Source organism: Polynucleobacter sp. MG-6-Vaara-E2, assembly GCF_018687695.1.
Classification (GTDB): domain Bacteria; phylum Pseudomonadota; class Gammaproteobacteria; order Burkholderiales; family Burkholderiaceae; genus Polynucleobacter.
On the sequence record NZ_CP061303.1, the window covers coordinates 1220354 to 1245005 of the forward strand.

The following is a 24652-nucleotide window of genomic DNA, read 5'->3' on the forward strand; positions in this document are numbered from 1 at the left end:
TACTTTTCTGCAGAGCTAGCTTTGTTATTTAAGAGTGGTAATGCTGCAGACGATCAATTTCTTCTTTAGAACCTAGCATGACCGATACGCGTTCATGCAAATCCGTAGGCTGCAAATCCATGATGATCTCTTTACCATTGGTAGACGCGCCGCCCGCCTGCTCAACCAAGAAGCTCATTGGGTTTGCTTCATACATCAAACGCAATTTACCGGGCTTATGGGGCTCTCGTTGATCCCATGGATACATAAAGACGCCACCACGAGAAAGAACGCGATGCACATCAGCCACCATGGAGGCAATCCAGCGCATATTGAAATCTTTTTCACGGGCCCCACCTACACCAGCCAAGCACTCTTCAACATAGCGACGCACTGGATCGGCCCAGTGACGCATATTCGACATATTGATAGCAAACTCTTTGGTGGAATGCGAAATCGTGACTGCATCTTTAATTAATAAGAACTCGCCAGTCACCTTATTCAAGGTAAACATCACTACACCATCACCCAGCGTCAAAGCCATCGTTGTTTGAGGGCCGTAGACCACGTAACCAGCTGCAACTTGATGACGACCTGACAATAAGAAATCAGAAGTCTGTATTGGCGCTTGTGAGTCTTGCTTTTTCAGGATGGAGAAAATCGTGCCAATAGATACGTTCACATCAATATTGGATGAACCATCCAATGGATCAAATAATAAAAGATAATCTCCAGTACCTTGCACGGGCACTGGCAATTCCATTTCTTCAGAAGCCAAACCTGCAAGTGACTTACAACTTTTCACGCCATCAATTAATAAATCATTAGCAATGATGTCAAGTTTTTGCTGTACTTCACCCTGCACGTTACCCGTTCCAGCGGAGCCCAATAAACCTATCAAGGCGCCCTGGGCTACTTCGTGACTTAAGGTGGAGCAGGTATTAACCACAGCAGCCAGTAATTCTTGAAGTCCAGCAGGTATTGCTATGCCATTTGGTTTGGCGGTTTCTAAATAATGCTTGAAATTAATATGGGTACTAGAAGACAAAACGATTTCTCCAATAATGACTGCGTATGCTCAATAGACTCTATTTTGCCTTGTTATCCCAAGAACCCAAAAATCAGCTCCCGAGAGCCTTACTCACTACCTCTCGTACATCTGGAGAAAGGGTTGAGCATGCGGCAACCCTTTCTAAAGCAGCCTTCATATGACTTTGATAAGGCTGTGCAAATAAGCGCCAGCGATCTAGGGCTCTCGCTAGGCGAGCAGCTACTTGCGGGTTAATTGGATCTAGAGCAAGAACACTCTCCGCCCAGAACGCATAACCACTGCCATCAACCTGATGAAAGCTTGCAGGATTATTAGCGCAGAAGGCATGAATCACACTACGCGCACGGTTTGGATTATTTAATTTGAAGGCCGGATGTTCACGCAATCGCTTGACATCAGCTAGCGTTGGCTCGAGACCAGCAACGGGGGGACGGCTTGATTGCAATCCAAACCACTTATCAATTACCAGAGCATCGTTAGCAAAACGACTGAAGAAATCATTCAGACAATCGTTTGCACCTTTTACACCATGAATGACAAGTGCCGCCAGTGCAGCATAGCGATCGGTCATATTGTCAGCAGTCTGGTATTGATTGACTGCCATTGGTGCCCAAATCTTCGGGTCGGCCTCGAGTAACATGCTGAGCGCGAGGTTCTTCAATGCGCGCTTGCCAGAATCTTGAGCGTCAGACTTGAAGGGTCCAGGAGTTTGGTTCTGCTGATATATTGCAGCCCACTCCAGCTGCAGTTGCTTGGCGATCTCTTTTCGGAATGCACGGCGTGCAGTAAAGATTTGCTGTGGATCTACGCTCGAACACTGCTCATATAAATAAGACTCAGCGGGCAAAGTCATGGCTAGCTCTTTAAACGCAGGATCGAGCTCGGGATCTAGTGATAGGTTACGATACGCACTCATCAGCGTAGCATCAGGCAAGCGGTTGCTCAGAATCATTTGCATGGCTAGCTTCTGACCCGCCTCCCAGCGATTAAAAGGATCGTCATCACTAGAAAGCAAGCTCAGAAGATCTGCCTCGCTTTGCTCGAAATCTAAATTAATCGGGGCAGAGAAGCTGCGATTAAGAGAAAGCACTGGCTTCTCAGAGATATTGTCGAACGTCCATGACTGAGTAGGCCCTGTAAGCTCTAATAATTGCTCTGTTTGATCATCAGCGGTAGTTATTAAACGCATTTTCAATGGAATATGAAATGGTTTCTTCTCAGGCTGCCCTGGGGTTGGTGAGCAACTCTGTGTCAGGGTGAGATGAAATTGATTTTTGGCAGCATCGTAGCGCTCCTCTACTTTGACTCTTGGTGTGCCAGCTTGGCTATACCAGTTTCTGAACTGGGTCAGATCTCTGCCATTGGCATCAGCCATTGCCGCCAAGAAATCATCACAAGTTACAGCTTGTCCATCGTGGCGCTTGAAATACAAATCCATACCTTTACGGAAACCATCTCTGCCGAGCAAGGTTTGATACATCCGCACCACCTCAGAGCCCTTCTCATACACGGTGACGGTATAGAAGTTATTAATTTCTTGATACTCATCCGGACGAATTGGATGCGCCATCGGACCCGCATCCTCTGGAAACTGCAACTGACGTAACAGTCGCACATCCTCAATGCGCTTTACTGCCCTGCCAGACTCACTTCCCATTTGATCTGCAGAGAACTCTTGATCCCTAAAAACAGTTAAGCCTTCCTTAAGAGAAAGCTGGAACCAGTCTTGGCAGGTCACACGATTACCAGTCCAGTTATGAAAGTACTCATGCGCAACTACGCTTTCAATATTGGCAAAGTCAGCATCTGTTGCAGTTTCTGGTTGGGCCAAAACAAATTTGGTATTGAAAATATTCAAGCCCTTGTTTTCCATAGCGCCCATATTGAAGTCGCCTACAGCCACAATCATGAAGCGCTCAAGATCCAACTCAAGGCCAAAGCGCTTTTCATCCCAGTGAATCGAGGCAATTAAGGAGTCCATGGCATGACGGGTCTTTTGAAGATCATGGGGCTCAACCCAGATCTGCAAAAGCTTCTGAGCACCGCTACTGGTGGTGATGGTCTCTTCTATGCACTCGAGCTTGCCCGCTACCAGAGCAAATAAATAGGATGGCTTAGGAAATGGATCTTCCCAAGTCGCGCTATGCCATCCATTAGGCAGCTTCTCTTCTCTTAATAAATTACCGTTCGATAACAACACTGGGCACTCTGCTTCACGGGCTTGCAGTGTCACACGATAGCGCGCCATCACATCCGGACGATCTAAGAAGTAGGTAATCTTCCGAAAGCCTTCTGCTTCACACTGGGTGAAAAAGTTTCCGTTGGAAACATACAAACCCATGAGACTTGTGTTTTTTTCAGGTACACAGATGCAGATAATTTCCAGTACAAACTTATCTTTACCGTCATTTGGTAAAGAGTGGATTGTTAAAGTCTCTGGGGTGAGCTCAAAATGGCGATGTGCCTCGCCGTTGATTCGCAAACTAACAAACTCTAGCTCTTGTCCTACCAACACCAGCGGTGCGCCAGGCTCATAACTCTTTCCTGGCAATACCTCAATCTTGCTTTTAACAATCGTGCGGGCTGGATCTAAGGCAATGTCCAGCTCAACTTGGTCAAAGGTATAGATGGGGGGGCGGTATTCGAGCCGGCGAAAGCTCTGGGGCAGATCAGTTTTCATTGGTCTATTTTAAGTCTTGAGACCAAGCAATGCTGGGGTCTGAATTAACTCCAGATCAGGGTAGCTATGCCAATAGCGATAAAGGTCACAGCGGCAACCGCATGCACCCACTTGATTGGCATACGCTGGGTAAATTTTTGACCAATCCACACGGCTGGAGCATTAGCTAGCATCATCCCCAAGGTGGTGCCTATCGTAACTGAAACTACATCTTCATAGCGAGCACCCAAAGCAATTGTTGCAATTTGGGTTTTATCACCCATCTCCGCCAAAAAGAACAACACCACTGTTAAGGCAAATACCTGAAAAGCTCGATCAGTCACCTGAGAGCCTGCCGCATCATCAATATGATCTGGCACCAAAAGCCATAAGCCAATACCCAGAAAGCTAGCGCCTAAGATCCATCGCATCACATCGGGCGAAACCAAAGTCATTAACCAATGTCCAAGTAATGCCGCACAAGCATGGTTTGCAATGGTGGCAATAAAAATACCAGCGATGATGGCTAGCGCTTGCTTGGGATAGCGAGCAGCGAGCATCAAAGAAAGTAATTGGGTTTTGTCACCCATCTCCGCCAATGTAACAACACCAGCAGAGAGGGTTAAGGCTGTAAAGTCCATAGATCTTATAGATTCAATCAAAGCAATTGAATCAGTTTAAATCCTCAAGATAACTAGGCCATAAAAAGCTCCTCTGAGAGCGCAAAATCCAATCCCTGTGCCTGAGCTACCGGCTCGGAAGTCAGTACACCTTTATGAATACTCAAGCCATTACGCAGATGATGATCAATCGATAGAGCTTTCACTACTCCACGGTTAGCCAATGCCTCTACAAATGGATAAGTCGCATTGGTTAGCGCAAAGGTGGAGGTTCTTGCTACGGCACCTGGCATATTGGCTACGCAGTAATGCAGCACACCATCCACTAGAAAAGTTGGGTCTGCATGGGTCGTTGGTTTAGATGTTTCAAAGCAACCCCCCTGATCAATGGCGACGTCAACAATCACGGCACCCTCTTTCATTTTCTTGACCATCTCGCGCGTCACTAATTTTGGCGCTGCGCCACCTGGTAATAATACTGCCCCAATCACCACATCAGCCTCGCTGACCTCTTGTTCAATTAATAAACTATCGGAATAAAAAGTACGCACACGATTGCCATAGAGCGTATCAATCTGCCTAAGGCGATCTATATCTCGGTCAAAGATGCAAATGTCTGCGCCTAAACCTACTGCCATCTGTAATGCATTTCGACCAACTACTCCAGCACCCAGAATCACAATCTTTGCCGGCGATACTCCAGGCACACCCGCCATCAATACTCCTAAACCCCCTTGCGTCTTTTCTAAATGAGAGGCAGCAGCCTGAATCGACATTCGGCCAGCCACTTCACTCATTGGAGCCAGCAAGGGTAGCGCACCATTCATAGAGGTCACCGTCTCATAGGCTATGCAGGTCGCACCGGATGCCAACAAGGCTTTAGTTTGTGCAGGATCTGGAGCAAGATGCAAATAGGTAAAAAGAATCTGGTCTTCGCGTAGCATGGCGCATTCTTGTGGCTGAGGCTCTTTAACCTTCACAATCATCTCGGCTTTCTGAAACACTTCTGCTGCGCTATCTATTAACGTAGCACCAGCAATACGATAAGCCTCATCACCCAAGCCTATCTGAGCACCCGCACCTCGCTGAACCAATACCACGTGACCTTGCTTACTTAAGCCACTCACATTTCCCGGAGTAAGACCTACCCGAAACTCATTATTTTTGACTTCTTGTGGAACACCAATAATCATTGCGATCTCCTATGATTTAAATTCACGACTTGTTGTTTTGCGATGTAAACCAACGATGTAGAACATCGCGAGATACACGCCCAATAAACACGGACCCAATATCAATGCCATCCGTGCATCCTCATGAAAGCCCATCAGAACAACTACCAAACCGATGAATGCCAGAGCAAACCAAGAGGAATACGGCCACCAAGGCGCGCGATAGCCAAGCTGCGCAACCTGTTCGTTACTTAATGAGCGACGGAATTTCATTTGGGTAAATAGGATTGCAATCCACACCGTCAATCCTATAAAGGTGACAGCGGCCATGATGTATTGGAAGGCTTTATCAGGCACAAAGTAATTCAGCACTACACCAGACATACATACCGCCACTGTCGCCATCACTGCTCGGTGAGGAACGCCATACTTTGATAGCTTCGCAAAAGGCGCGGGGGCATAACCATTAGAAGATAAAGCGTACAGAAGACGGCCGCCACTAAAGATGCCAGCATTGCATGAGGAGAGCGCTGCAGTGATTACAACAAAGTTAATTAAGCCTGCCGCTTCGCGTAAACCGATGCGCTCAAACATCACCACAAATGGACTGCCTTGCTGACCAACTTGATTCCAAGGAAAGAGCGCTAAGATCACTAAGATTGCGCCCATATAGAAAATCAAGATGCGCCAAGCCAGTGAGTCAATTGCCATTGGAATCGTTTTCTGAGGATTCTCTGCCTCACCTGCAGATAAACCAATCATCTCGATACCGACATAGGCAAACAACACCATTTGCAAGGAGAGCAACATACCGCCGATGCCATTTGGAAAGAAACCGCCATGCTGCCAAAGATTGGTAAGGCCAATAGGTTGCCAATCATTCGTAAAACCAAACAAAATGACTGATCCGCCTAACGCGATCATGGCCACAATGGCTATTACCTTAATGAGTGCAAACCAAAACTCAAACTCACCGAATACCTTGACGGCAATCAGATTGATTAGCCCCATCATCACAATAGAAGATAGCGCCCAAATCCATTGCGGTATTTCTGGGAACCAAATACCCATGTAAATACCAACAGCTGTGACTTCAGCAATTCCAACCACAATCCAATAGGTCCAATAGCCCCAACCCACCATATAGCCTGCTAATGGCCCCACATAGCTATTGGCATATGCCGCAAAAGAACCTGCAACAGGCTCATGAACTGCCATCTCACCAAGCGTACGTAAGACGATGAAGGCAACAATGCCCGCAAGCAGATATCCCAAAAGAATTGATGGGCCTGCAATTTGGATTGCGCTCGCAGAGCCTAAAAATAATCCAACACCTATTGTTGAACCTAAGGCCATTAAACGAATGTGCCGGACCTTAAGGTGGCGTTTTAAGCCAGTTTGTTCAGTCTGCAAAAGAGAACTCCTTTTCGATTTGTCGTTGGCGGTTTACCAACGAGGCAAAGTCTAGGGAGGACTGCTCGTCTGCACTAGGGGCTAAAAATAACTAAAGTGATGAAATGAATAAAAGTAGAGTCTCTTGAAATTGAAATCTCTTTTAAATCATAAGGAGTAATCTTTGTACACACTACATGACTGCAACAGAATCAGTAATTTCCTACAGGGAATCCCCTTAAGGATTTACAGCTAACATGACTTATTTTTGCTCATCTTTTTGATCTAGGCCGATCAAATTCAGAATTTCTGCAGCAGCAGCAAGCCCACAAGCCGCAGTCACCATGACCGTAGAACCATAGCCAGAGCAGGCCAAGCCACCTGTGGAAGCGCCAGCTCGCGGCTCATGAGAGTAGATGGCTCTGATGCCAATCTTGTGCTTTAGATTTCTAGAAAAGCCATGGTCTTGGCGCAGACCCTGACGCACCTTTGCTAATAAGGCATCTTGCTCGGTACGAGATAAATCATCACAACGTATCGAAGTGGGGTCAGACTTCCCTCCTGCAGCACCACACATTACTAAAGCACGATTATTTGCTCGCGCCCAAACCGATAATGCAATTTTGGTTTGCACTGAATCAGTGGCGTCTAATACAAATGCATTTTCGGGAATAATTCGATCCAGATTTTCAGGCTCCAGAAATTCATCGCATGCTGTAATTTGAATTTCAGGATTGATTTGCAAAATGCGCTGAGTCATGGCTTCGACTTTGGCTTTGCCATACTGACCTTCAAATGCATGCAGTTGACGATTGGTATTACTTTCAGCAATATGATCAAAATCTACTAATACCAAATGACCAACTCCGGTTCGGGCGAGTGCTTCTGCTGACCAAGACCCAACACCGCCTAAGCCAGCTACAACAACAGTAGCATTCTGAAAGCGTGCGCGCATCTCAGGACCATAGAGCCTAGAGACTCCCCCGAAACGGCGTTCTTGCAAAGAGCCTTCATTCACTCCAGCCAGATCTTCAATCTTGTCTTCTGCCATAGCTTCTCTTTATACTGAAAAAATGGATCCTATTGCTCAACTTCGCAAAAACTATACCTTTGGCCAGCTTTCAGAAACTGAGGTTACGCACCTACCTTTGCCTCTTTTTCAACTTTGGTTTGACCAAGCTGTTAAAGCCGAGTGCCCTGAGCCCAATTCCATGACTTTGGCAACTGCAGATAAAGCAGGTAATCCATCAGCTCGTATTGTCTTACTAAAAGGAGCTGATGAAAATGGTTTTACCTTTTTCACCAATTACGAGAGCCAAAAAGGCAAAGAGCTCGCAGATCGACCACAAGCTGCACTACTCTTTCATTGGCATGAATTAGAGCGCCAGGTACGAATTAAAGGGAATGTCGAACGAGTGAGCCCGGAAGAAAGTGATCAATACTTCCACTCTCGCCCACCAGCTTCTCGAATTGGGGCTTGGGCCTCACCTCAAAGTGAAGCCATTCCAAATCGAGAGTTTTTAGAAGAAGCAGAGGAACGCTTCAAATCAGAATTCGGTGATACCCCTCCGCGCCCTGAGCATTGGGGTGGCTATCGCTTACGTCCAACGGAGATTGAGTTTTGGCAAGGTCGACCTTCCCGTTTGCATGATCGCATCCATTACAAACTCCATGGCAGTCATTGGAAGATCAGCCGCTTGGCTCCGTAAAGATTAATTATGCGTATTGCGGAGCAATCAGCGATTTAAATTTCGCCCTAAACTTTGCTAGCTTTGGGGCAACCACCGCAGCGCAATATCCTTGATGGGGATGCTGCTGAAAATAATTCTGGTGGTAGTCCTCTGCTGGGTAAATAGTTGGCGCAGTTTCAATTTGCGTCACCACAGGATTGGCATAAATTTTTGAGCCCTCCAATTCTTGCACTACTTCATGCGCAATTTTGAATTGCTCATCACTATGGGTAAAGATGACAGAACGATATTGGGTTCCATGATCGTTGCCCTGATAGTTCAAGGTGGTGGGATCATGAATCACAAAGAAAATTTCCAGTAAATCTCTAAATGAAATGACTTGGGGATCGAACACAATATCGACGATTTCTGCGTGCCCAGTGACCCCAGTACAAACAGATTCATAAGAGGGATTGGGGCGAGCACCCCCGGCATAGCCAGAAACTACACTTTTCACACCCAAAATCTGCTGGTAAACAGCCTCAAGACACCAAAAACATCCCCCTCCTAAGGTAGCTCTTCCTAGGGGCAATAGATTTTTATTAGCATTTTCAGTCATGGCTTTATCCTAATGGTTAATCAAAATATTTGCCAACCATAAACACACCATGAATCGATTCACCTTCCAGTTCAACGAAATTAAGGCTGCCTATGCCGCCGAACCCAATCCCACAATAGAAGCAAGGCTGGAGAGAATTGGGCGAATTGAAAAGATGGTCAAGGCTAATGAAGAAAAGCTTTGCAAAGCGCTTATTGCCGATTTTGGCAATCGGGACCCTATTGAATCTGGGTTAGTGGAATTTCAAGGGATCTATCAAGCATGCGCCTATACCCGCAAAAATCTCAAAGAGTGGATGAGGCCCGTACAAATTGAAACTCCTTTTTATATGGGAGGGTCAGAAGCTTGGGTCGAAAGCCAGTCTATTGGAGTCGTTGGCATCATGAGTACCTGGAATTACCCAGTTCGGTTGGCCTTGCTTCCTGCGATTGCCGCGATAGCGGCTGGCAACAGGGTATGGCTAAAACCATCTGAGCGTAGTTCACGTACCTCTGGATTCTTGGCAAGCCTTATTCAGGAATATTTTCATCCTAGTGAGTTTTGCGTGACGACTGGTGGCTCCGATATTGCTGAGCAATTTGCGGAACTCCCCTTTGCCCACCTGTTTTTTACAGGCTCAGAACTCACAGGCAAAAAAGTAATGCGCGCCGCAGCGACAAATCTGACTCCCGTTACTCTGGAACTCGGAGGCAAATCACCAGCCATCATCGACCATTCAGCAAAGCTAAAAGATGTGGCTGCTTCTATTGTCTATGGCAAGCTTCTCAATGGTGGTCAAACCTGTATCGCTCCCGACTACATCCTCATCGAGCAGAGCCTGCAAGACGCATTCATCCGTGAACTTCAAACAGCAGCCCGCAAGCAATTTGGCGGCACCAAACAACTCACTGGACCAATTGATGATGCTCAACTGAAAAACTGGGATAGTCTCTTAAACGATGCCATCGAGCGTAAGGCAAAGGTGATCACGCTGCTCGATAGCTCTTCTACAGGTACAAGACGTTTTGAACCAGTTGCTTTAATTGACATCCCCGAGAATGCACGCATCCTCAATGAGGAAATTTTTGGCCCTATTCTGCCTATCATTACTGTACCCAATTGTGCAGCTGCGATCGAGTACATCAACAGCAGACCTCATCCATTAGCGCTGTATTGGTTTGGTAAGGACAAGAAAAATTTGCGTCAAGTCTTAGATCAAACTCGCTCTGGTGGCGTCACCATTAATGATGTTTTCCTGCATGCCGCTGTCGAGTCGCTACCTTTTGGCGGGGTTGGCTCAAGCGGGATGGGCAAGTATCACGGTAAAGCAGGTTTTGATACCTTCAGTTACCAGAAGTCTATTCTTGAAGTGCGCGGACTTTTAGGCACAAACTTCATGAAGGGCACCAAACCTGCTCACCCTCCTTACTCGAAAAAAACAGAGCGCTTATTAAAGTATCTGAAGTAATTAGACAAAGATCAGACGCAATGCAAAGCCGATAAAGAGTAGTCCTGCAAGGATCCATAATCCTGCAGTAAAGCGGCGATGATTCTTAAAATGTTCTGAGAAATACTGCCCTACTAAGATAAGTCCCATGAGATAAGCCATGCTCATTATTTGCAAAACCGTTGCAAGATAAATCAAAGTAAAGCCTGGATACTCAAAATCTGACTGAATAAATTGCGAGAAGAAGGCAATAAAGAAAAAGATAGCCTTGGGGTTTGTTAATGACAGGGATAACGCTGCAAGCAATGGGTGCAATTGCATTAAGCGCGCTTGAATCTCATACACCTTTGAATGAGATTGTGTTGTCCAACGTAGACGCCCGCTGCGTAGCAAGCCCAGCCCTATCCATGCTAGGTAAATCGCTCCGATGATGCGTAAAAACTGAAATAGAAGAGGCGATGACATTAGCAATGAAGCTGCGCCCAGAGCAACAGCGCCCATCAGAATTGAATCGCCAACGAATATTCCAAGCGCACCCCAAGCACCAGAGCGCCAGCCTTTTTGTGTTGCAATAGTTAAGACATAAAGTGAATTGGGGCCCGGCAACAAAATGATGAGCAAGGTTCCAAGCAAATAGCTTGAGAAATCATTGATTCCCGCATTTGAGGGGGATAAGAGACTTAATGAGAACCATTCCATCACCTCATCATAATTAATTCGGGGAAACCCTTGTAATCAAGTGTTCAAAATGCCATAATAAGAGGCTTTTTAAGCAATTTGATTCATCGCCCCCCAGCTCTATTTCAGCGTACCGTTTAGAAGTCATAAACACAGAAGTCACAAAACGCGCTGCCGCTTGTCTGATGGTCGATGCCTTTGACCATCGCACCCTATAAAAAACCATGGGTGCAACATACGGAGACATCCCTTAAAGGGGATGTAATAGCATGACTTTTTCTAAAGAAACTAAACATGAGTCAAAAGACGCAAGTCAAGACTCAAAGAGCACTGGATCTGAATTCCAGAATTTCGCCTTAGCTGCGTCACTTCTTAAAAACGTTGCTGAACTGGGTTTTACCCAAGCTACACCTGTTCAAGCTCAGGTTATTCCTGCAGCTTTAGCTGGTGGTGACTTATTGGTCAGTAGCCAAACCGGTAGCGGTAAAACTGCTGCCTTTTTATTGCCTTTAATTAATCAACTAATTGAAAGCAACCCGAACAATTCACCTGTACCAGGTCGCGCACAACCTAAAGTGCTAGTGCTCTGCCCGACCCGTGAGTTAGCTCAACAGGTTGCTGCTGACGCAGTGAATTTAGTTCGCGGCATGAAAGGTATTCGCATTGCCACTGTTATGGGTGGCATGCCTTACGGCAAACAAATCCAGGCATTGAAAGGTGCATTGTTAGTTGTTGCAACCCCAGGTCGTTTACTCGACTTGTGTGATAGCAAAGCAATTCGCTTAGATGATGTTAAACAACTCGTCATTGATGAAGCTGATCGCATGCTCGACATGGGATTTGCCGAAGATCTCGAAGCAATTGATAAACGTTGCGCTAGTCGCGACCAAACCTTAATGTTCTCTGCAACTTTTGCGCCAAAGATTATGTCTTTAGCCAATGAATTGACCACAGATGCCAAGCGTATTGAACTTGCTCACGCAGGTGAAAAGCACGCCAATATTGAGCAGAAGTTGCACTGGGCTGACAGCATGTCACACAAGCACAAGCTTCTTGAGCACATTTTGGCTGATGCCTCTTTGGATCAAGCAGTAGTGTTTGCAAGCACTCAAGTTGAAAGCGAAAAGATCGCTGACACACTGCGTGCAAACGGTTACGAAGCAACTGCCCTTCACGGTGCAATGCCTCAAGCTGTGCGTATGCGTCGCCTTGAGTCCTTACGTAAGGGTCATACCAAGATTTTGGTTGCAACAGATGTAGCGGCTCGTGGTATTGATGTGCCACGCATTAGCCACGTGATTAACTTTGGCTTGCCAATGAAACCAGAAGACTATACGCACCGTATCGGTCGAACTGGTCGTGCTGGTCGTAATGGCGTCGCAATCACATTGGTTGAACATCGTGATCGCGCCAAGATTCGCAATATTGAGCGCTTTACACAGCAAGATATTGTTGCCTCAGTGATCGCTGGTCTTGAGCCACAAGCTAAGCCTAGTTTTGGCGGTGGCGGTGGTCGTCCTGGTGGTCGCTCTGGCGGCGGCTTTGGCGGTAACCGCTCTGGAGGCGGTCGCTCTGGCGGCGGCTTTGGCGGTAACCGCTCTGGAGGCGGTGGTGGCAATGGCGGTGGAAATCGTTTTGGTGAATCTCGTTCTAGCGATTCACGTCCAGCGCGCTCTGCTGACTCACGTCCTGCACGTTCCGCGGATTCACGTCCAGCTCGTCCAGCGGGTGGTCCACGCTTTGCTAAACCAAAGACTGGCGGCCAACGTCGTAACTTCAGCGGCAACTAAACATGACTCACCGCAATCGCCTCCGTTCTGCATGGAATCGAGTCGGTTCCGGTGAGATTCATCGGGCGCCACGCAAGTGGCAACCGTGGTTGAGCGATACCGGGTCTTTGACCCAAAAAATTGAGAAAGCAATTGGTCAAAAACTGCAGGTTCAGGTTTTGCGTGATTGCCCTCAAACCTTAAATAGCGACGAGAGTCGCTATTTTCATTTCCAGATTAGACGTTGTCGGGTTCGTGAAGTAATGCTCTGCGCAAACAATATTCCCCTGGTGATGGCGCATAGCGTAATACCCACGCTGAGCTCAAGTGGCAGTAATCATTCAGTATTGCGTCTTGGTAGCAAGCCCCTAGGTGCTGTACTGTTTGCTAAAACTCGTATGCACTCCAAAGCAAAACCGCCGCGTGATATTGCACGCCTTGATAAAGGAAGTGCGCTATGGAAAAAATGCTCTAAGCATAATGTTGACCTTAGCTCACCCTTATGGGCACGGCGTACGCTGTATCGCTTAAAAGGCCACCCTATCTTGGTCAATGAAATTTTCTTACCGGCTTTGCTGAACTACCCATCTATTTAAGACTTACTCGGCTATTAAATCGTGAGCCAAGCCAATGTGGCTTTAATCAGCGCTTCATCTCCCGGATCAGAAGTGAAGACTTCGCCAAAACCAATAGCCTCTGCTGCGTCAGTAATATTGTGATGGGGGCATATTGCACTAGCGCTTTGCAGACCTTGAGGAAATTGATCCTTTGCAATTTGGCCTAAATAGCGCACCGCCTCTGATGAAGTTAACAACCATAGTGATTTAGAGATATCCATCTCACGGATGGCATGCCATGCAGGATTCTGTAGATCCAATGGAACACGCGTATAGGTGGATACTGCTTGCACCGATGCGCCAGCCTTTTTAAGAGTGTCGGCTAACCAGTCTCGACCCCCTTCACCCTTAAAGATGACAATCTTCTTGCTTGGCCAGTCCCACTTCAAGCTTTGTAACTCCTTCCACAAGCCCTCAGAATCCCATTGCTCATTACTTTTTGGCATCAATATCCGGGTTGGCTTTGTTTCTAAGCCGATACCGTGATTTTTCAGTGCCAAGGCACTACTACCACCCATCACCCCAATAGGTATTACCTTCTTAGAAAAATCTTGCCAATCTCGCTCCAACAAACGCATGACAGATTCAATCGCATTAGGACTAACGAAGATTGCTAAATCAGCCTCTTTCAGTGCGCTAGCAATATGATCAGCAAGTTGCTCATCATCTTTGGGAACAATTGTTAACAAAGGAAGAGAGAGGATCTCTGGAAGACTACGTTTTGCGACACCGCTCTTTTCAATAATCTGCGAGAGCACTTCGGTCAACTGCCGAGCCTGTCCACTCGGTCTAGTGATCACAATAGTTTTAGTGCTCATTGCTATCGTTCTTGTTTCTAAAGGTGAGTTTTATTTAGCAATCTTCGGAATCAAGTCTGCCGCACCTTGAGCTAACAAATCTTTTGCTACAGCAAGTCCGAGAGCTTCTGCATCATCCACTGATTGCACTGTTGCATCTCCCTTAGCAAGGCAAATAGCCTTACCATCGACACTCGCTACGAACGAGCGAATTTGCATATGGTCTCTATCCCATACTGCATGGGCTGCCAGGGGCACCTCACATGAGCCTCCTAGCTGACGAGAAACCATACGCTCTGCTGTAACTGCATACAAAGTTGGTAAGTCATTTAAGGGTGTTAACCACTCTTTGATATTGGGATGCTTGCTCAGGGTTTCGATACCCAATGCACCTTGCCCTGCTGCTGGCGTGTAAGGATCATAAGGAAGGTATGCACGAATACGGCTTTCTAAACCCAGACGCTTTAATCCAGCGGCTGCCAAAATAATAGCTTGATACTCACCACGGTCCAACTTACTCATACGGGTATCTAAGTTTCCACGTAGTGGTTGAATTTCTAGATGAGGAAATTTTGCGCGCAGGACGGATTCGCGACGCAAGCTTGAGGTACCAACGATTGCTCCCTTTGGAAGATCTGCTAAGCTGGCGTAATCATTCGATACAAATGCGTCACGCGCATCTTCTCTGGCCATGACACATGCAAGGTCAAATCCTGCGGGCATGACCATAGGGACATCCTTCAAGGAATGCACTGCTAAATCTGCCCGACCGTCCTCAAGAGCGGTTTCTAATTCTTTTACAAAAAGGCCTTTACCCCCGACTTTGGACAGTGCGCGATCCAAAATTTGGTCTCCCCTGGTGGTCATTCCCAAAATCTGCACATCACACCCTGGATAGAGCTTTTTAAGGCATGCCTGCACATGTTCGGCTTGCCACATGGCCAAGCGACTTTCACGGGAGGCAATAACTAGGCGCTTTGGAGCTTCCAGAGTGGCGGATGAGGGTGAAGAATTCAGGGTTTGGGACATAACATTTAAAATAATCAAAGACCTACACCAATATACTGTGTTTATGAGCTCATCCAAAAATTCCCTAGCCAACAAAGCCCAAGCTTGGTCGGCCCGTTTTGCCGAACCGGTTGACGAACTCGTTCAGCGTTATACCGCCTCTATTGGCTTTGATCAACGCTTTGCCCTGGTCGACATCGCCGGTTCCCTCGCGCATGCCCAAATGCTGGCTGCTCAAAAGATCATCAGCGGTCAAGATTTAGCCGACATCCAAAAAGGGATGGCTCAAATTAAGAGCGAAATCGAGGCTGGTGAATTTAACTGGCAATTAGCCCTAGAGGATGTGCATCTCAATATTGAAGCACGCCTCACTGAATTAGTTGGTGATGCTGGCAAACGTTTACACACCGGTCGCTCACGCAACGATCAAGTTGCTACCGACTTGCGTCTTTGGTTGCGTGGCAGCGTCGATGAAATTGCTGCTACTTTAAAAACCTTACGCACCGCTTTGCTAGATCTCGCAGAAAAGCATGCCGGTACGATCATGCCTGGTCACACGCATTTACAGGTAGCGCAACCGATTACCTTTGGTCATCACTTAATGGCCTACTATGAAATGTTCAGCCGCGATGCAAGTCGCTTAGCTGATTTACGAGCGCGTTTTAATCGCTTACCTTTAGGTGCTGCTGCTTTAGCTGGCACCACCTATCCGATTGACCGCGAGCAAGTAGCTAAGACCCTGGGTTTTGATGGCATTTGCAATAACTCTCTAGATGCCGTGTCTGATCGCGACTTTGCTATTGAGTTCTGTGCCTTTGCGTCGATCTTGATGATGCATGTCTCGCGTCTGTCTGAAGAACTAGTACTTTGGTTGAGCCCGCGCTTTGGCTTTATTGATCTGCCTGACCGCTTCTGCACTGGCAGCTCGATCATGCCACAAAAGAAGAATCCAGATGTCCCAGAATTGGCACGTGGTAAAACAGGTCGCGTTTATGGTGACTTGATTTCTTTATTGACGCTCATGAAGAGCCAGCCTTTGGCATACAACAAAGACAACCAAGAAGACAAAGAGCCTTTGTTTGATGCGGTTGATACCGTACAAGATACCTTACGTATTTTTGCGGACATGGTTCCGCACATCGAAGTCAAGGCTGATGTCATGAAGGCGGCTGCTGAAGAAGGTTTTGCTACTGCTACTGACTTAGCGGACTACTTGGTTAAAAAAGGTCTTGCCTTCCGTGATGCCCACGAAGCTGTTGCGCATGCCGTTAAAGCTTGCGTCGGCAGAAATTGCATGCTGACCGATCTAAGCTTGTCTGAGTTGCGCTTTGCTTGTGGTTTAGATAATCGCCCAGAATTGATCAGTGATGATGTTTTTGCCCTGCTCACCGTTGATGGCTCTGTGCAATCTCGTCAACATGCTGGTGGTACAGCGCCCTCACAAGTACTCGCTGCGATTAAGCAGGGCCGCGCAGACCTCTAAGATGGGGTTTTGGACTAAGCTCTCTGCGGGCATTGATCGAGTCAATCAAGTGCTAGGTAGTATTGCCAGCATCATGATTTTGCTGTCATGCGTGGTATCAGCTACGAATGCCCTTCTCCGTTATGGCTTAGACATTAGCAATAACTGGCCACTAGAACTTCAATGGTATTTATTTAGCGCCGCAGTCATGCTGGGTGCTTCATACACCCTCAAGCGCAATGAGCATGTACGCGTTGACCTCATTTATTCACATCTATCAGATCGCGGTCGTCTTTGGATTGATCTTTTTGGTTTGGCATGTTTTTTAATGCCGGCTTGCTTACTATTTGCATGGCTATCTTGGACCAGCTTGTTTTATCCATCCTGGTTAGTTACAGAAGGCTCAATGAACTCTGGCGGACTTGCGCGCTATCCCATCAAATTTATTGTGCCATTTGGATTTTTCATGCTGAGTCTGCAAGGTGTATCCGAAATCATTAAACGCATTGGTGCACTAAATGGTGAGATTGTCTTGCCAGCAGAAGATCTTCATTACGAAAAGCCGATGCAATGATTCCATTGGAATGGATGCCCCCCTTCATGTTTGCTGGTCTAGTCATCTTTATGTTGATTGGCTTTCCGGTTGCATTCTCATTAATGGCAGCAGGTTTGTTTTTCTCTGTCATCGCAATGAGCGAAGGCTTTTTTGGCATGCCCTTTTTACAAGCCATCCCCCAGCGTATTTTCGGTAGCGTTCTAGCCAATGACCTACTTCTGGCGATCCCCTTCTTCACCTTTATGGGCGCCATCCTCGAACGCTGTGGCCTCGCAGAAGAAATGCTGGACTCGATGGGTCAACTCTTTGGTCGTGTACGTGGCGGCCTTGGCTACTCAGTCATCATTGTTGGTTTTATTCTGGGCGCCATTACCGGCACTGTAGCCGCTCAGGTGATTGCTATGGCGATGATCGCTCTGCCAGTCATGATGCGTTACGGCTACAACATGCGCTACGCCACGGGTGTTTTAGCCGCTTCTGGAACCATTACGCAACTTGTTCCTCCCTCACTTGTTCTGATTGTGTTGGCTGATCAACTTAAAACACAAAGTGGTAGTGCAGATGTGGGTAGCATGTATTTAGGCGCGTGGGGTCCGTCCTTGCTACAAATCGCTCTTTTTGCGCTGTATACATTCTTCTTGGCACGCATACGTCCAGATTATTTGCCACCTGTACCAGAGGGTGACCTAACACTTAAAGGTTGGGCTCTGTGGAAAAAATGTCTGATCGGCATTATTCCTTCTGCTGTACTGATCTTTCTAGTGCTCGGAACCATCATGACTGGTGTTGCCACCCCTACTGAGTCAGGCGCGATGGGTGCGATGGGTGCATTACTCTTGGCTTGGATTAGAAGAGCCAGCATTCCCAATCTCAAAGGACTAGTTCAGGAGGCCTATCAAAACACCATGCGCATTACAGCGATGGTGGTCTTTATTTTAATTGGCTCAACCTGCTTCTCGGTGGTGTTTCAGGGGGTCGATGGTGGGCGCTGGGTTGAAGAACTTTTCTCCAGTTTGCCAGGTGGCTGGATTGGATTTTTGATTGTTGTCAATCTGTTTGTCTTTTTCTTGGCGTTCTTCCTGGACTTCTTCGAGATTGCTTTTATTGTTGTACCGATGCTGGCACCAGTGGCAGTCAAATTACTTTCTCCTGTATTGCTTGACTCTATGAATGGCAATCCTCAAGCAGCAGCCAGTGCGGCGCTGGTTTGGTTTGGGGTAATGCTATGCGTCAATATGCAAACCTCATTTATGCATCCACCCTTTGGTTTTGCCCTTTTTTATCTTCGTGGCGTAGCACCGAAAGAAGTTAAGAGTAGTGATATCTATTGGGGCGCATTGCCTTGGGTAGGCTTACAGCTTGTCATGGTCGCCGTTGTAATGGCATTCCCTGCGCTGGTAACTACCTTACTGGATAAGCCGGCTGCAGTGATTCAGAGCCAAGACTTCAATTTCACTGGCGGTGAAGAAAATAAATCCGATGTGCCAACTAATAAAATTGATGAAGATGCGCCGGTAAACTTTCAGTTAGATAAGCCAGTCAAATAAAAAATACCCCCGAATCTACGGGGCATTTTGTTAAGCATTCACTATGTTACAGAGTGATATCGCGCTCTTGTCTTACGCAATCCACGTAGTACTCGCTATGGCCATCAACATCAGCCTTCACTAGGCCATGAATATCAGTCTCAAAGCCTGGGAATTTCTCGTTGAAGTCTCTTGCGAAGTAGAGGTAATCAACAATGCGTTTATTAAAACGCTCACCCGGAATCAAGAGCGGAATACCAGGAGGGTATGGAGTAACCAACATTGCCGTTACACGACCATCTAATTTGTCTAATGGCACACGATCAACTTCTTTATGTGCCATCTTTGCCCAAGCCTCGGCAGGCATCATTGCTGGCTCCATATCAGAGGTATACATCTCAGTAGTCATGCGTGCTACATCACGACCCTTGTAAAACTCATGAATTTGCTGGCAGATATCTTTCAGGCCAACTCGTTCGTAACGTGGGTGCTTAGCTACAAATTCAGGTAAGACTTTCCACAGCGGAGCATTTTTATCAAAGTGATCTTTGAACTGCTGCAACTCTGTAACCAAAGTATTCCAGCGACCTTTGGTAATACCGATCGTGAACATAATAAAGAAGGAGTACAAACCGCACTTCTCCACAATCACACCATGCTCAGCAAGGTACTTCGTGACGATGCTCGCAGGAATACCCATAGAACCAAAGTTACCTTCGATATCTAAACCAGGCGTTACAACGGTAGCCTTAATGGGGTCGAGCATGTTAAAGCCCTTGGCAAGTTTGCCAAAGTCATGCCAATTTGCATTGGGTTCCAACACCCAATCAGAGCGCTCACCAATACCCTCTTCTGCCAGATGATCTGGGCCCCAGACCTTAAACCACCAGTCGGCACCAAACTTATCATCAACTTCACGCATCGCACGACGGAAGTCCATTGCTTCTGCAATCGATTCTTCAACCAAGGTAGTACCACCAGGAGATTCCATCATGGCTGCGGAAACGTCACATGACGCAATGATGGCGTACTGTGGACTAGTGGAGGTGTGCATTAAATAGGCTTCATTAAAGCAATCGCGATCTAACTTCGTATCTTCTGCGTCCTGCACCAAGACTTGAGAAGCTTGCGACAAACCTGCCAATAACTTATGAGTAGATTGAGTTGCAAACATCAAACTCTTCTTAGTGCGCTTACGATCGGATCCAATCGCATGCATATCCTTGTAGAAGGGATGGAAAGCGGCATGTGGCAACCAAGCTTCGTCAAAGTGCAATGAGTCCACTTTGCCGTCGAGCATCTCTTTGATCATCTCAACGTTATACACAATGCCGTCATAAGTACTTTGCGTCAGCGTCATCACGCGTGGCACGACGTTTTTATTCTTAATGAAGGGGTTGGCATCAATTTTCTTCTTGATGTTCGCCCACTCAAACTCTTCTTTTGGAATTGGGCCAATAATGCCCAGATGATTACGGGTTGGCATTAAGAAAATTGGGATCGCGCCCATCATGGTGATGGAATGAATCACGGATTTATGGCAGTTACGGTCAACCAGCACAACATCACCAGGCGCAACGGTTGAATGCCACACAATCTTATTAGAAGTAGATGTGCCATTGGTGACAAAGAACAAATGGTCAGCATTAAAGATACGGGCGGCATTGCGCTCGCTCTGCAGGACTGGGCCTGTATGGTCAAGTAGCTGACCCAACTCTTCAACCGCATTACAAACGTCTGCGCGCAACATGTTTTCACCAAAGAACTGGTGGAACATACGGCCTACAGGACTCTTTAAGAAAGCCACGCCACCAGAGTGACCAGGGCAGTGCCAAGAGTATGAACCTTCAGAAGCGTAATTAGTTAAGGCACGGAAGAATGGTGGCGCTAATGAATCAAGGTAGACCTTCGCTTCACGAATAATATGCCGCGCCACGAATTCTGGGGTGTCTTCATTCATGTGAATGAAGCCATGCAACTCACGCAAGATATCGTTAGGCATATGGCGCGATGTCCGTGTCTCACCATACAAAAAGATTGGAATATCTTCATTGCGCTTACGCACTTCAGTAATGAAAGCGCGTAAATTGTTTAAGGCAGGTAAATCATGGTCTTCAGAGTCTGAGACAAACTCTTCATCATCAATGGAGACAATAAATGTGGAAGCACGGGATGCTTGTTGCGCAAAAGAAGTCAGGTCACCATAACTGGTTAAACCAATCACTTCCATACCCTCATTCTCGATGGCCTCTGCAAGGTCACGAATACCAGATCCCGAAATATTTTCGGAACGGAAGTCCTCATCAATAATGATGATTGGGAAACGAAATTTCATGACTACCCTTTAGGTTAGCGAATTTGAATTTGCGCGAGAAATCATTAAGTCTTTGGCAGAGTAACGCCCCGCTGACCTTGATACTTGCCACCGCGATCTTTATAAGATGTGCCACACACTTCATCACTCTCAAAGAAGAGTACTTGCGCGCATCCCTCGCCTGCATAAATTTTTGCAGGCAATGGGGTCGTATTAGAAAACTCTAAAGTGACATAGCCTTCCCACTCTGGTTCAAATGGGGTGACGTTCACGATGATGCCGCAACGTGCATAGGTACTTTTACCAACGCACACTGTCAGCACGCTACGAGGAATCTTGAAATACTCCACCGTTCTTGCAAGCGCAAATGAGTTTGGAGGAATGATGCAAACATCACCTTTAAAATCTACAAATGATTGCTCATCGAAATTCTTAGGGTCAACAATTGTGCTGTTGATGTTGGTGAAGATCTTAAATTCGTCTGCGCAGCGAATGTCATAGCCATAACTTGATGTGCCATAACTAACGATTTTGTTGCCTGCGGCGTCTTGGCGGATTTGCCCAGGTTCAAATGGGCTGATCATGCCTTGCTCGCCCATGCGGCGGATCCAGTGGTCAGATTTAATAGTCATGGGCGAATTGTAAAACCTTCGCCCTGACCTACCCAAGAATTTATAGGGATTTTTGGGTAAAAACCACCCGGTCCGGGGCGTTGTAGATCTCGAAATGTTTACCCGAGCAACGGGAGAGAATGGTGAGATTGGTTTTGCGCGCTAACTCTAGGCCCATGAGGGTGACCCCTGAACGCGTTAGCAAGAAGGGAATGCCCATTTGAGCGCCCTTGATCACCATTTCTGAGGTGAGGCGACCAGTTGTGAAAAAAACCAAATCTCTGCCGGCTTTATCGGCTAGCCACATCAGCCCGGAAATGGAGTCGACCGCATTATGGCGCCCTACATCTTCAATAAAGTGGAGTAGTCGTACCCCATGCTCACCCTCGCGCTCAAATACCGCACAAGCATGAACCGAGCCAGACTTCTTATAAATTGTGTCGTGAACCCGAATATTCTCAACTAAGGCAACAATTGCCTCCTGAGATAACGCCGGCCCATCAGGCAAACGAATCTCAGACATCTCCTCCATCAAGCCGCCAAACATAGTTCCTTGGCCACATCCAGTAGTCACCACACGCTTGCTAGTCAAGGCATCAATATCCACAGTACTGCGACGGGTCTTCACCGCAGCCGAATCCGTTTCCCAATCGACTTGGATACTCTCGATGTCATCAGGCGACTCAACTAAGCGTTGATTTCGCAGATAACCCAAGACCAAAGCTTCAGGAGCGCTACCTAAGGTCATCAAGGTAACCACCTCGCGCTTATCCAAGTAGATGGTTAAAGGGCGCTCACCTGGGATGTGAACCAGCTTAGTTCGGCCCGCCTCATCCAATATCTCTACCTCATGCACCAAAGGCACGGAGGCATTCGACATCTGAATGTTGGGTTTTACTGCCACTGCTGACATTGGGCGCCTTCTATTGGGTTCAAACTGAATTTTATCGAGACTAATTGGGAATTAACTTTAACCGCAGACTAAAATTACTGCTCAAACCCGCATAATTGCGAATTAGCCCCAAATTCAACCCTGTTATTAAAGACCGCTTTCATGAGTAGCTCCCAGCGTCGCCTCCTTGTTACCTCTGCTCTACCCTATGCCAATGGTCAGATCCATATCGGCCATTTGGTGGAATACGTACAGACAGATATTTGGGTACGTTTTCAGCGGATGCGTGGTCATGAGGTTCACTATGTAGGCGCCGATGATACGCATGGCACCCCCATCATGTTGCGCGCCGAAAAAGAAGGTCTTACGCCAAAGGAACTCATTGCCAATGTTTGGAAAGAACATAAGCGTGACTTTGATCAATTTCTAATCTCTTTTGATAACTACTACACCACTGATAGTCCAGAGAATGAAAAGTTAGCGCAAAGCATTTATATCAAGCTTCGTGATGCTGGCTTGATTGAAAAGCGCGCCATTGAGCAAGCTTACGATCCCGTTAAAGAAATGTTCTTACCGGATCGCTTTATCAAAGGTGAATGCCCTAAGTGTGGTGCTAAAGATCAATATGGTGATAACTGTGAAAAATGCGGCGCTACCTATTCGCCTACTGACCTGAAAAATCCATTCTCGGTTGTGAGCGGTGCAACACCCATCAAGAAAATCTCTGATCACTACTTCTTTAAGTTATCTGATCCCCGTTGCGAAGCGTTTTTACGCGAGTGGACTCAAGTCAAAACGCCATTACAACCCGAAGCTCGCAATAAAATGAAAGAGTGGGTTGGTGAGCCTGGTGAGAGCAAATTAGGTGACTGGGATATCTCCCGCGACGCCCCGTATTTCGGCTTTGAGATCCCGGATGCGCCAGGAAAATATTTCTATGTCTGGCTTGACGCTCCTATAGGCTACTATGCCAGCTTCCTAAATTATTGTCAGGCTAAAGGCCTTAATTTTGATGAGTGGGTTAAGCCAGATACCACTACTGAGCAATACCATTTCATTGGCAAAGATATTCTGTATTTCCATACCCTATTTTGGCCTGCGACTTTGCAATTTGCAGGCTATCGCACACCAACCAATGTGTTTGCCCATGGCTTTTTAACAGTTGATGGCGAAAAGATGAGCAAGTCACGTGGCACTTTGATCTCTGCAAATAGTGTGATCGAGTGCGGCTTCAATCCTGAGTGGTTCCGTTACTACTTTGCTACGAAATTAAACGACAGCATGGAAGACTTAGATCTCAATCTGCAAGATTTTGTTGCTCGTGTGAATAGCGATTTACTCGGCAAGTACATCAATATTGCAAGTCGCAGTGCCGGCTTCTTGGTTAAACGTTTTGGTGGTGTTGTTTCTGATGAGGCGATGAATAATCCACTACTCAAGGAAATCTCAGCGGCCAGCGAAAAAATCGCTGCACTCTATGAGGGTCGTGAATATGCAAAAGCATTGCGCTCGATCATGGAGCTTGCTGACAAGATCAATGGCTTCGTCGATGAAAACAAGCCCTGGGAAATTGCCAAAGATCCTGAGCGTGAAGCAGATTTACAACGCGTCTGTAGTGTGACCTTGGAGGCATTCCGCATGCTCAGCCTGTACCTCAAGCCTGTGATTCCACAGGTAGCTACTGGAGTTGAAGAATTTTTATCCCTTGTCCCGCAATCCTGGTCGGACATTAATACCCCGCTTTCTAGCCAGAACCCAATCAAGCCCTATAAGCACCTCATGACCCGGGTGGAAGCCCCTCAAATTGAGGCCTTGCTGGCTGCAAACTTGTAAA

20 protein-coding genes and 1 pseudogene are annotated in these 24652 nt (G+C 46.8%); 8 read left to right on the top strand and 13 right to left on the bottom strand.

The features are described 5' to 3' along the window. Positions 1 to 28: 28 nt before the first annotated feature. From ICV38_RS06345 to ICV38_RS06370, 6 genes are all read right to left on the bottom strand, one after another. On the bottom strand, positions 29 to 1027 hold the full coding sequence (locus ICV38_RS06345; RefSeq protein ID WP_215378446.1) for a class 1 fructose-bisphosphatase: 999 nt from the start codon (positions 1025 to 1027) through the stop codon (positions 29 to 31). A 73-nt stretch (positions 1028 to 1100) separates the two neighbouring features. Continuing rightward, positions 1101 to 3710, bottom strand: coding sequence for an aminopeptidase N (gene pepN / locus ICV38_RS06350; protein WP_215378448.1), 2610 nt, complete (start codon positions 3708 to 3710; stop codon positions 1101 to 1103). Between the two features lie 44 nt (positions 3711 to 3754). Next, positions 3755 to 4330, bottom strand: coding sequence for a TMEM165/GDT1 family protein (locus ICV38_RS06355; RefSeq protein WP_215378450.1), 576 nt, complete (start codon positions 4328 to 4330; stop codon positions 3755 to 3757). A gap of 53 nt (positions 4331 to 4383) precedes the next feature. After that, positions 4384 to 5502, bottom strand: coding sequence for an alanine dehydrogenase (gene ald / locus ICV38_RS06360; RefSeq protein ID WP_215378451.1), 1119 nt, complete (start codon positions 5500 to 5502; stop codon positions 4384 to 4386). 9 nt (positions 5503 to 5511) lie between these two features. After that, complete coding sequence (locus ICV38_RS06365; protein ID WP_305848977.1) at positions 5512 to 6837, bottom strand: amino acid permease; 1326 nt, start codon at positions 6835 to 6837, stop codon at positions 5512 to 5514. Between the two features lie 298 nt (positions 6838 to 7135). Beyond that, positions 7136 to 7924: a ThiF family adenylyltransferase gene (locus ICV38_RS06370; RefSeq protein WP_215378455.1), complete on the bottom strand. Its 789-nt coding sequence runs from the start codon at positions 7922 to 7924 to the stop codon at positions 7136 to 7138. Positions 7925 to 7946: 22 nt separating this feature from the next. On the opposite strand from ICV38_RS06370, the gene pdxH reads away from it, so the two are divergent. Continuing rightward, entirely contained in the window at positions 7947 to 8582 is a 636-nt protein-coding gene (pdxH, locus tag ICV38_RS06375) for a pyridoxamine 5'-phosphate oxidase (protein ID WP_215378457.1), read from the top strand. Positions 8583 to 8589: 7 nt separating this feature from the next. Here pdxH and msrA read toward each other — a convergent pair whose 3' ends face one another. Further along, positions 8590 to 9162 carry a peptide-methionine (S)-S-oxide reductase MsrA gene (gene msrA / locus ICV38_RS06380; RefSeq protein WP_215378458.1) on the bottom strand — a complete coding sequence of 191 codons (573 nt, stop codon included), beginning with the start codon at positions 9160 to 9162 and terminating at the stop codon, positions 8590 to 8592. A 49-nt stretch (positions 9163 to 9211) separates the two neighbouring features. Here msrA and ICV38_RS06385 point away from each other — a divergent pair, with 49 nt between their 5' ends. Beyond that, positions 9212 to 10609: an aldehyde dehydrogenase family protein gene (locus ICV38_RS06385; protein ID WP_215378460.1), complete on the top strand. Its 1398-nt coding sequence runs from the start codon at positions 9212 to 9214 to the stop codon at positions 10607 to 10609. Here the strand turns inward: ICV38_RS06385 and leuE are convergent, their stop codons facing one another. Continuing rightward, positions 10610 to 11287 carry a leucine efflux protein LeuE gene (gene leuE, locus ICV38_RS06390; RefSeq protein WP_215378462.1) on the bottom strand — a complete coding sequence of 226 codons (678 nt, stop codon included), beginning with the start codon at positions 11285 to 11287 and terminating at the stop codon, positions 10610 to 10612. It abuts the gene before it with no gap. A gap of 248 nt (positions 11288 to 11535) precedes the next feature. Here leuE and ICV38_RS06395 point away from each other — a divergent pair, with 248 nt between their 5' ends. Both ICV38_RS06395 and ICV38_RS06400 read left to right on the top strand, forming a co-directional pair. Then, positions 11536 to 13056: a DEAD/DEAH box helicase gene (locus ICV38_RS06395; RefSeq protein WP_215378464.1), complete on the top strand. Its 1521-nt coding sequence runs from the start codon at positions 11536 to 11538 to the stop codon at positions 13054 to 13056. A 2-nt stretch (positions 13057 to 13058) separates the two neighbouring features. Further along, positions 13059 to 13631, top strand: coding sequence for a chorismate lyase (locus ICV38_RS06400; RefSeq protein ID WP_215378466.1), 573 nt, complete (start codon positions 13059 to 13061; stop codon positions 13629 to 13631). 14 nt (positions 13632 to 13645) lie between these two features. Here the strand turns inward: ICV38_RS06400 and ICV38_RS06405 are convergent, their stop codons facing one another. Both ICV38_RS06405 and hemC read right to left on the bottom strand, forming a co-directional pair. Further along, positions 13646 to 14470 carry a uroporphyrinogen-III synthase gene (locus tag ICV38_RS06405; RefSeq protein ID WP_215378468.1) on the bottom strand — a complete coding sequence of 275 codons (825 nt, stop codon included), beginning with the start codon at positions 14468 to 14470 and terminating at the stop codon, positions 13646 to 13648. Between the two features lie 30 nt (positions 14471 to 14500). Further along, positions 14501 to 15478, bottom strand: coding sequence for a hydroxymethylbilane synthase (gene hemC, locus ICV38_RS06410; protein ID WP_215378470.1), 978 nt, complete (start codon positions 15476 to 15478; stop codon positions 14501 to 14503). Between the two features lie 43 nt (positions 15479 to 15521). Between hemC and argH the strand changes: the two genes are divergently transcribed. The 3 genes from argH to ICV38_RS06425 are packed head-to-tail and all read left to right on the top strand — an operon-like array spanning position 15522 to position 19022. Next, positions 15522 to 16940 (top strand): argininosuccinate lyase, encoded by a 1419-nt coding sequence (gene argH / locus ICV38_RS06415; protein WP_215378471.1) that lies wholly within the window; start codon positions 15522 to 15524, stop codon positions 16938 to 16940. Position 16941: 1 nt separating this feature from the next. Continuing rightward, on the top strand, positions 16942 to 17493 hold the full coding sequence (locus ICV38_RS06420; RefSeq protein ID WP_215378473.1) for a TRAP transporter small permease subunit: 552 nt from the start codon (positions 16942 to 16944) through the stop codon (positions 17491 to 17493). After that, positions 17490 to 19022, top strand: coding sequence for a TRAP transporter large permease subunit (locus ICV38_RS06425; protein ID WP_215378475.1), 1533 nt, complete (start codon positions 17490 to 17492; stop codon positions 19020 to 19022). The genes ICV38_RS06420 and ICV38_RS06425 overlap by 4 nt, the downstream gene beginning before the upstream one ends. Positions 19023 to 19068: 46 nt before the next feature. On the opposite strand, the gene ICV38_RS06430 is transcribed toward ICV38_RS06425, so the two are convergent. From ICV38_RS06430 to ICV38_RS06440, 3 genes are read right to left on the bottom strand one after another with little or no spacing between them, the layout of a single operon-like run. Then, entirely contained in the window at positions 19069 to 21336 is a 2268-nt protein-coding gene (locus ICV38_RS06430) for an arginine/lysine/ornithine decarboxylase (RefSeq protein ID WP_215378477.1), read from the bottom strand. Positions 21337 to 21380: 44 nt separating this feature from the next. Beyond that, the gene (gene dcd / locus ICV38_RS06435) at positions 21381 to 21947 is read right to left on the bottom strand and encodes a dCTP deaminase (protein WP_068948880.1); all 567 of its coding nucleotides are present in this window, start codon (positions 21945 to 21947) and stop codon (positions 21381 to 21383) included. A gap of 40 nt (positions 21948 to 21987) precedes the next feature. Further along, the gene (locus ICV38_RS06440) at positions 21988 to 22830 is read right to left on the bottom strand and encodes a formate dehydrogenase accessory sulfurtransferase FdhD (RefSeq protein ID WP_215382821.1); all 843 of its coding nucleotides are present in this window, start codon (positions 22828 to 22830) and stop codon (positions 21988 to 21990) included. Between the two features lie 150 nt (positions 22831 to 22980). Between ICV38_RS06440 and metG the strand changes: the two are divergent. Beyond that, positions 22981 to 24645: pseudogene (metG, locus tag ICV38_RS06445) on the top strand (methionine--tRNA ligase); the annotation flags it as partial. Between the last annotated feature and the right edge of the window lie 7 nt (positions 24646 to 24652).

What these genes read in the sequence shown, in the direction of transcription:
- pepN (WP_215378448.1), bottom strand. Translation starts at nt 3,710, where the DNA reads ATGAAAACTGATCTGCCCCAGAGCTTTCGCCGGCTCGAATACCGCCCC.
- ICV38_RS06355 (WP_215378450.1), bottom strand. Translation starts at nt 4,330, where the DNA reads ATGGACTTTACAGCCTTAACCCTCTCTGCTGGTGTTGTTACATTGGCG.
- ald (WP_215378451.1), bottom strand. Translation starts at nt 5,502, where the DNA reads ATGATTATTGGTGTTCCACAAGAAGTCAAAAATAATGAGTTTCGGGTA.
- ICV38_RS06365 (WP_305848977.1), bottom strand. Translation starts at nt 6,837, where the DNA reads ATGGCCTTAGGTTCAACAATAGGTGTTGGATTATTTTTAGGCTCTGCG.
- ICV38_RS06370 (WP_215378455.1), bottom strand. Translation starts at nt 7,924, where the DNA reads ATGGCAGAAGACAAGATTGAAGATCTGGCTGGAGTGAATGAAGGCTCT.
- pdxH (WP_215378457.1), top strand. Translation starts at nt 7,947, where the DNA reads ATGGATCCTATTGCTCAACTTCGCAAAAACTATACCTTTGGCCAGCTT.
- msrA (WP_215378458.1), bottom strand. Translation starts at nt 9,162, where the DNA reads ATGACTGAAAATGCTAATAAAAATCTATTGCCCCTAGGAAGAGCTACC.
- ICV38_RS06385 (WP_215378460.1), top strand. Translation starts at nt 9,212, where the DNA reads ATGAATCGATTCACCTTCCAGTTCAACGAAATTAAGGCTGCCTATGCC.
- leuE (WP_215378462.1), bottom strand. Translation starts at nt 11,287, where the DNA reads ATGGAATGGTTCTCATTAAGTCTCTTATCCCCCTCAAATGCGGGAATC.
- ICV38_RS06395 (WP_215378464.1), top strand. Translation starts at nt 11,536, where the DNA reads ATGACTTTTTCTAAAGAAACTAAACATGAGTCAAAAGACGCAAGTCAA.
- ICV38_RS06400 (WP_215378466.1), top strand. Translation starts at nt 13,059, where the DNA reads ATGACTCACCGCAATCGCCTCCGTTCTGCATGGAATCGAGTCGGTTCC.
- ICV38_RS06405 (WP_215378468.1), bottom strand. Translation starts at nt 14,470, where the DNA reads ATGAGCACTAAAACTATTGTGATCACTAGACCGAGTGGACAGGCTCGG.
- hemC (WP_215378470.1), bottom strand. Translation starts at nt 15,478, where the DNA reads ATGTCCCAAACCCTGAATTCTTCACCCTCATCCGCCACTCTGGAAGCT.
- argH (WP_215378471.1), top strand. Translation starts at nt 15,522, where the DNA reads ATGAGCTCATCCAAAAATTCCCTAGCCAACAAAGCCCAAGCTTGGTCG.
- ICV38_RS06420 (WP_215378473.1), top strand. Translation starts at nt 16,942, where the DNA reads ATGGGGTTTTGGACTAAGCTCTCTGCGGGCATTGATCGAGTCAATCAA.
- ICV38_RS06425 (WP_215378475.1), top strand. Translation starts at nt 17,490, where the DNA reads ATGATTCCATTGGAATGGATGCCCCCCTTCATGTTTGCTGGTCTAGTC.
- ICV38_RS06430 (WP_215378477.1), bottom strand. Translation starts at nt 21,336, where the DNA reads ATGAAATTTCGTTTCCCAATCATCATTATTGATGAGGACTTCCGTTCC.
- dcd (WP_068948880.1), bottom strand. Translation starts at nt 21,947, where the DNA reads ATGACTATTAAATCTGACCACTGGATCCGCCGCATGGGCGAGCAAGGC.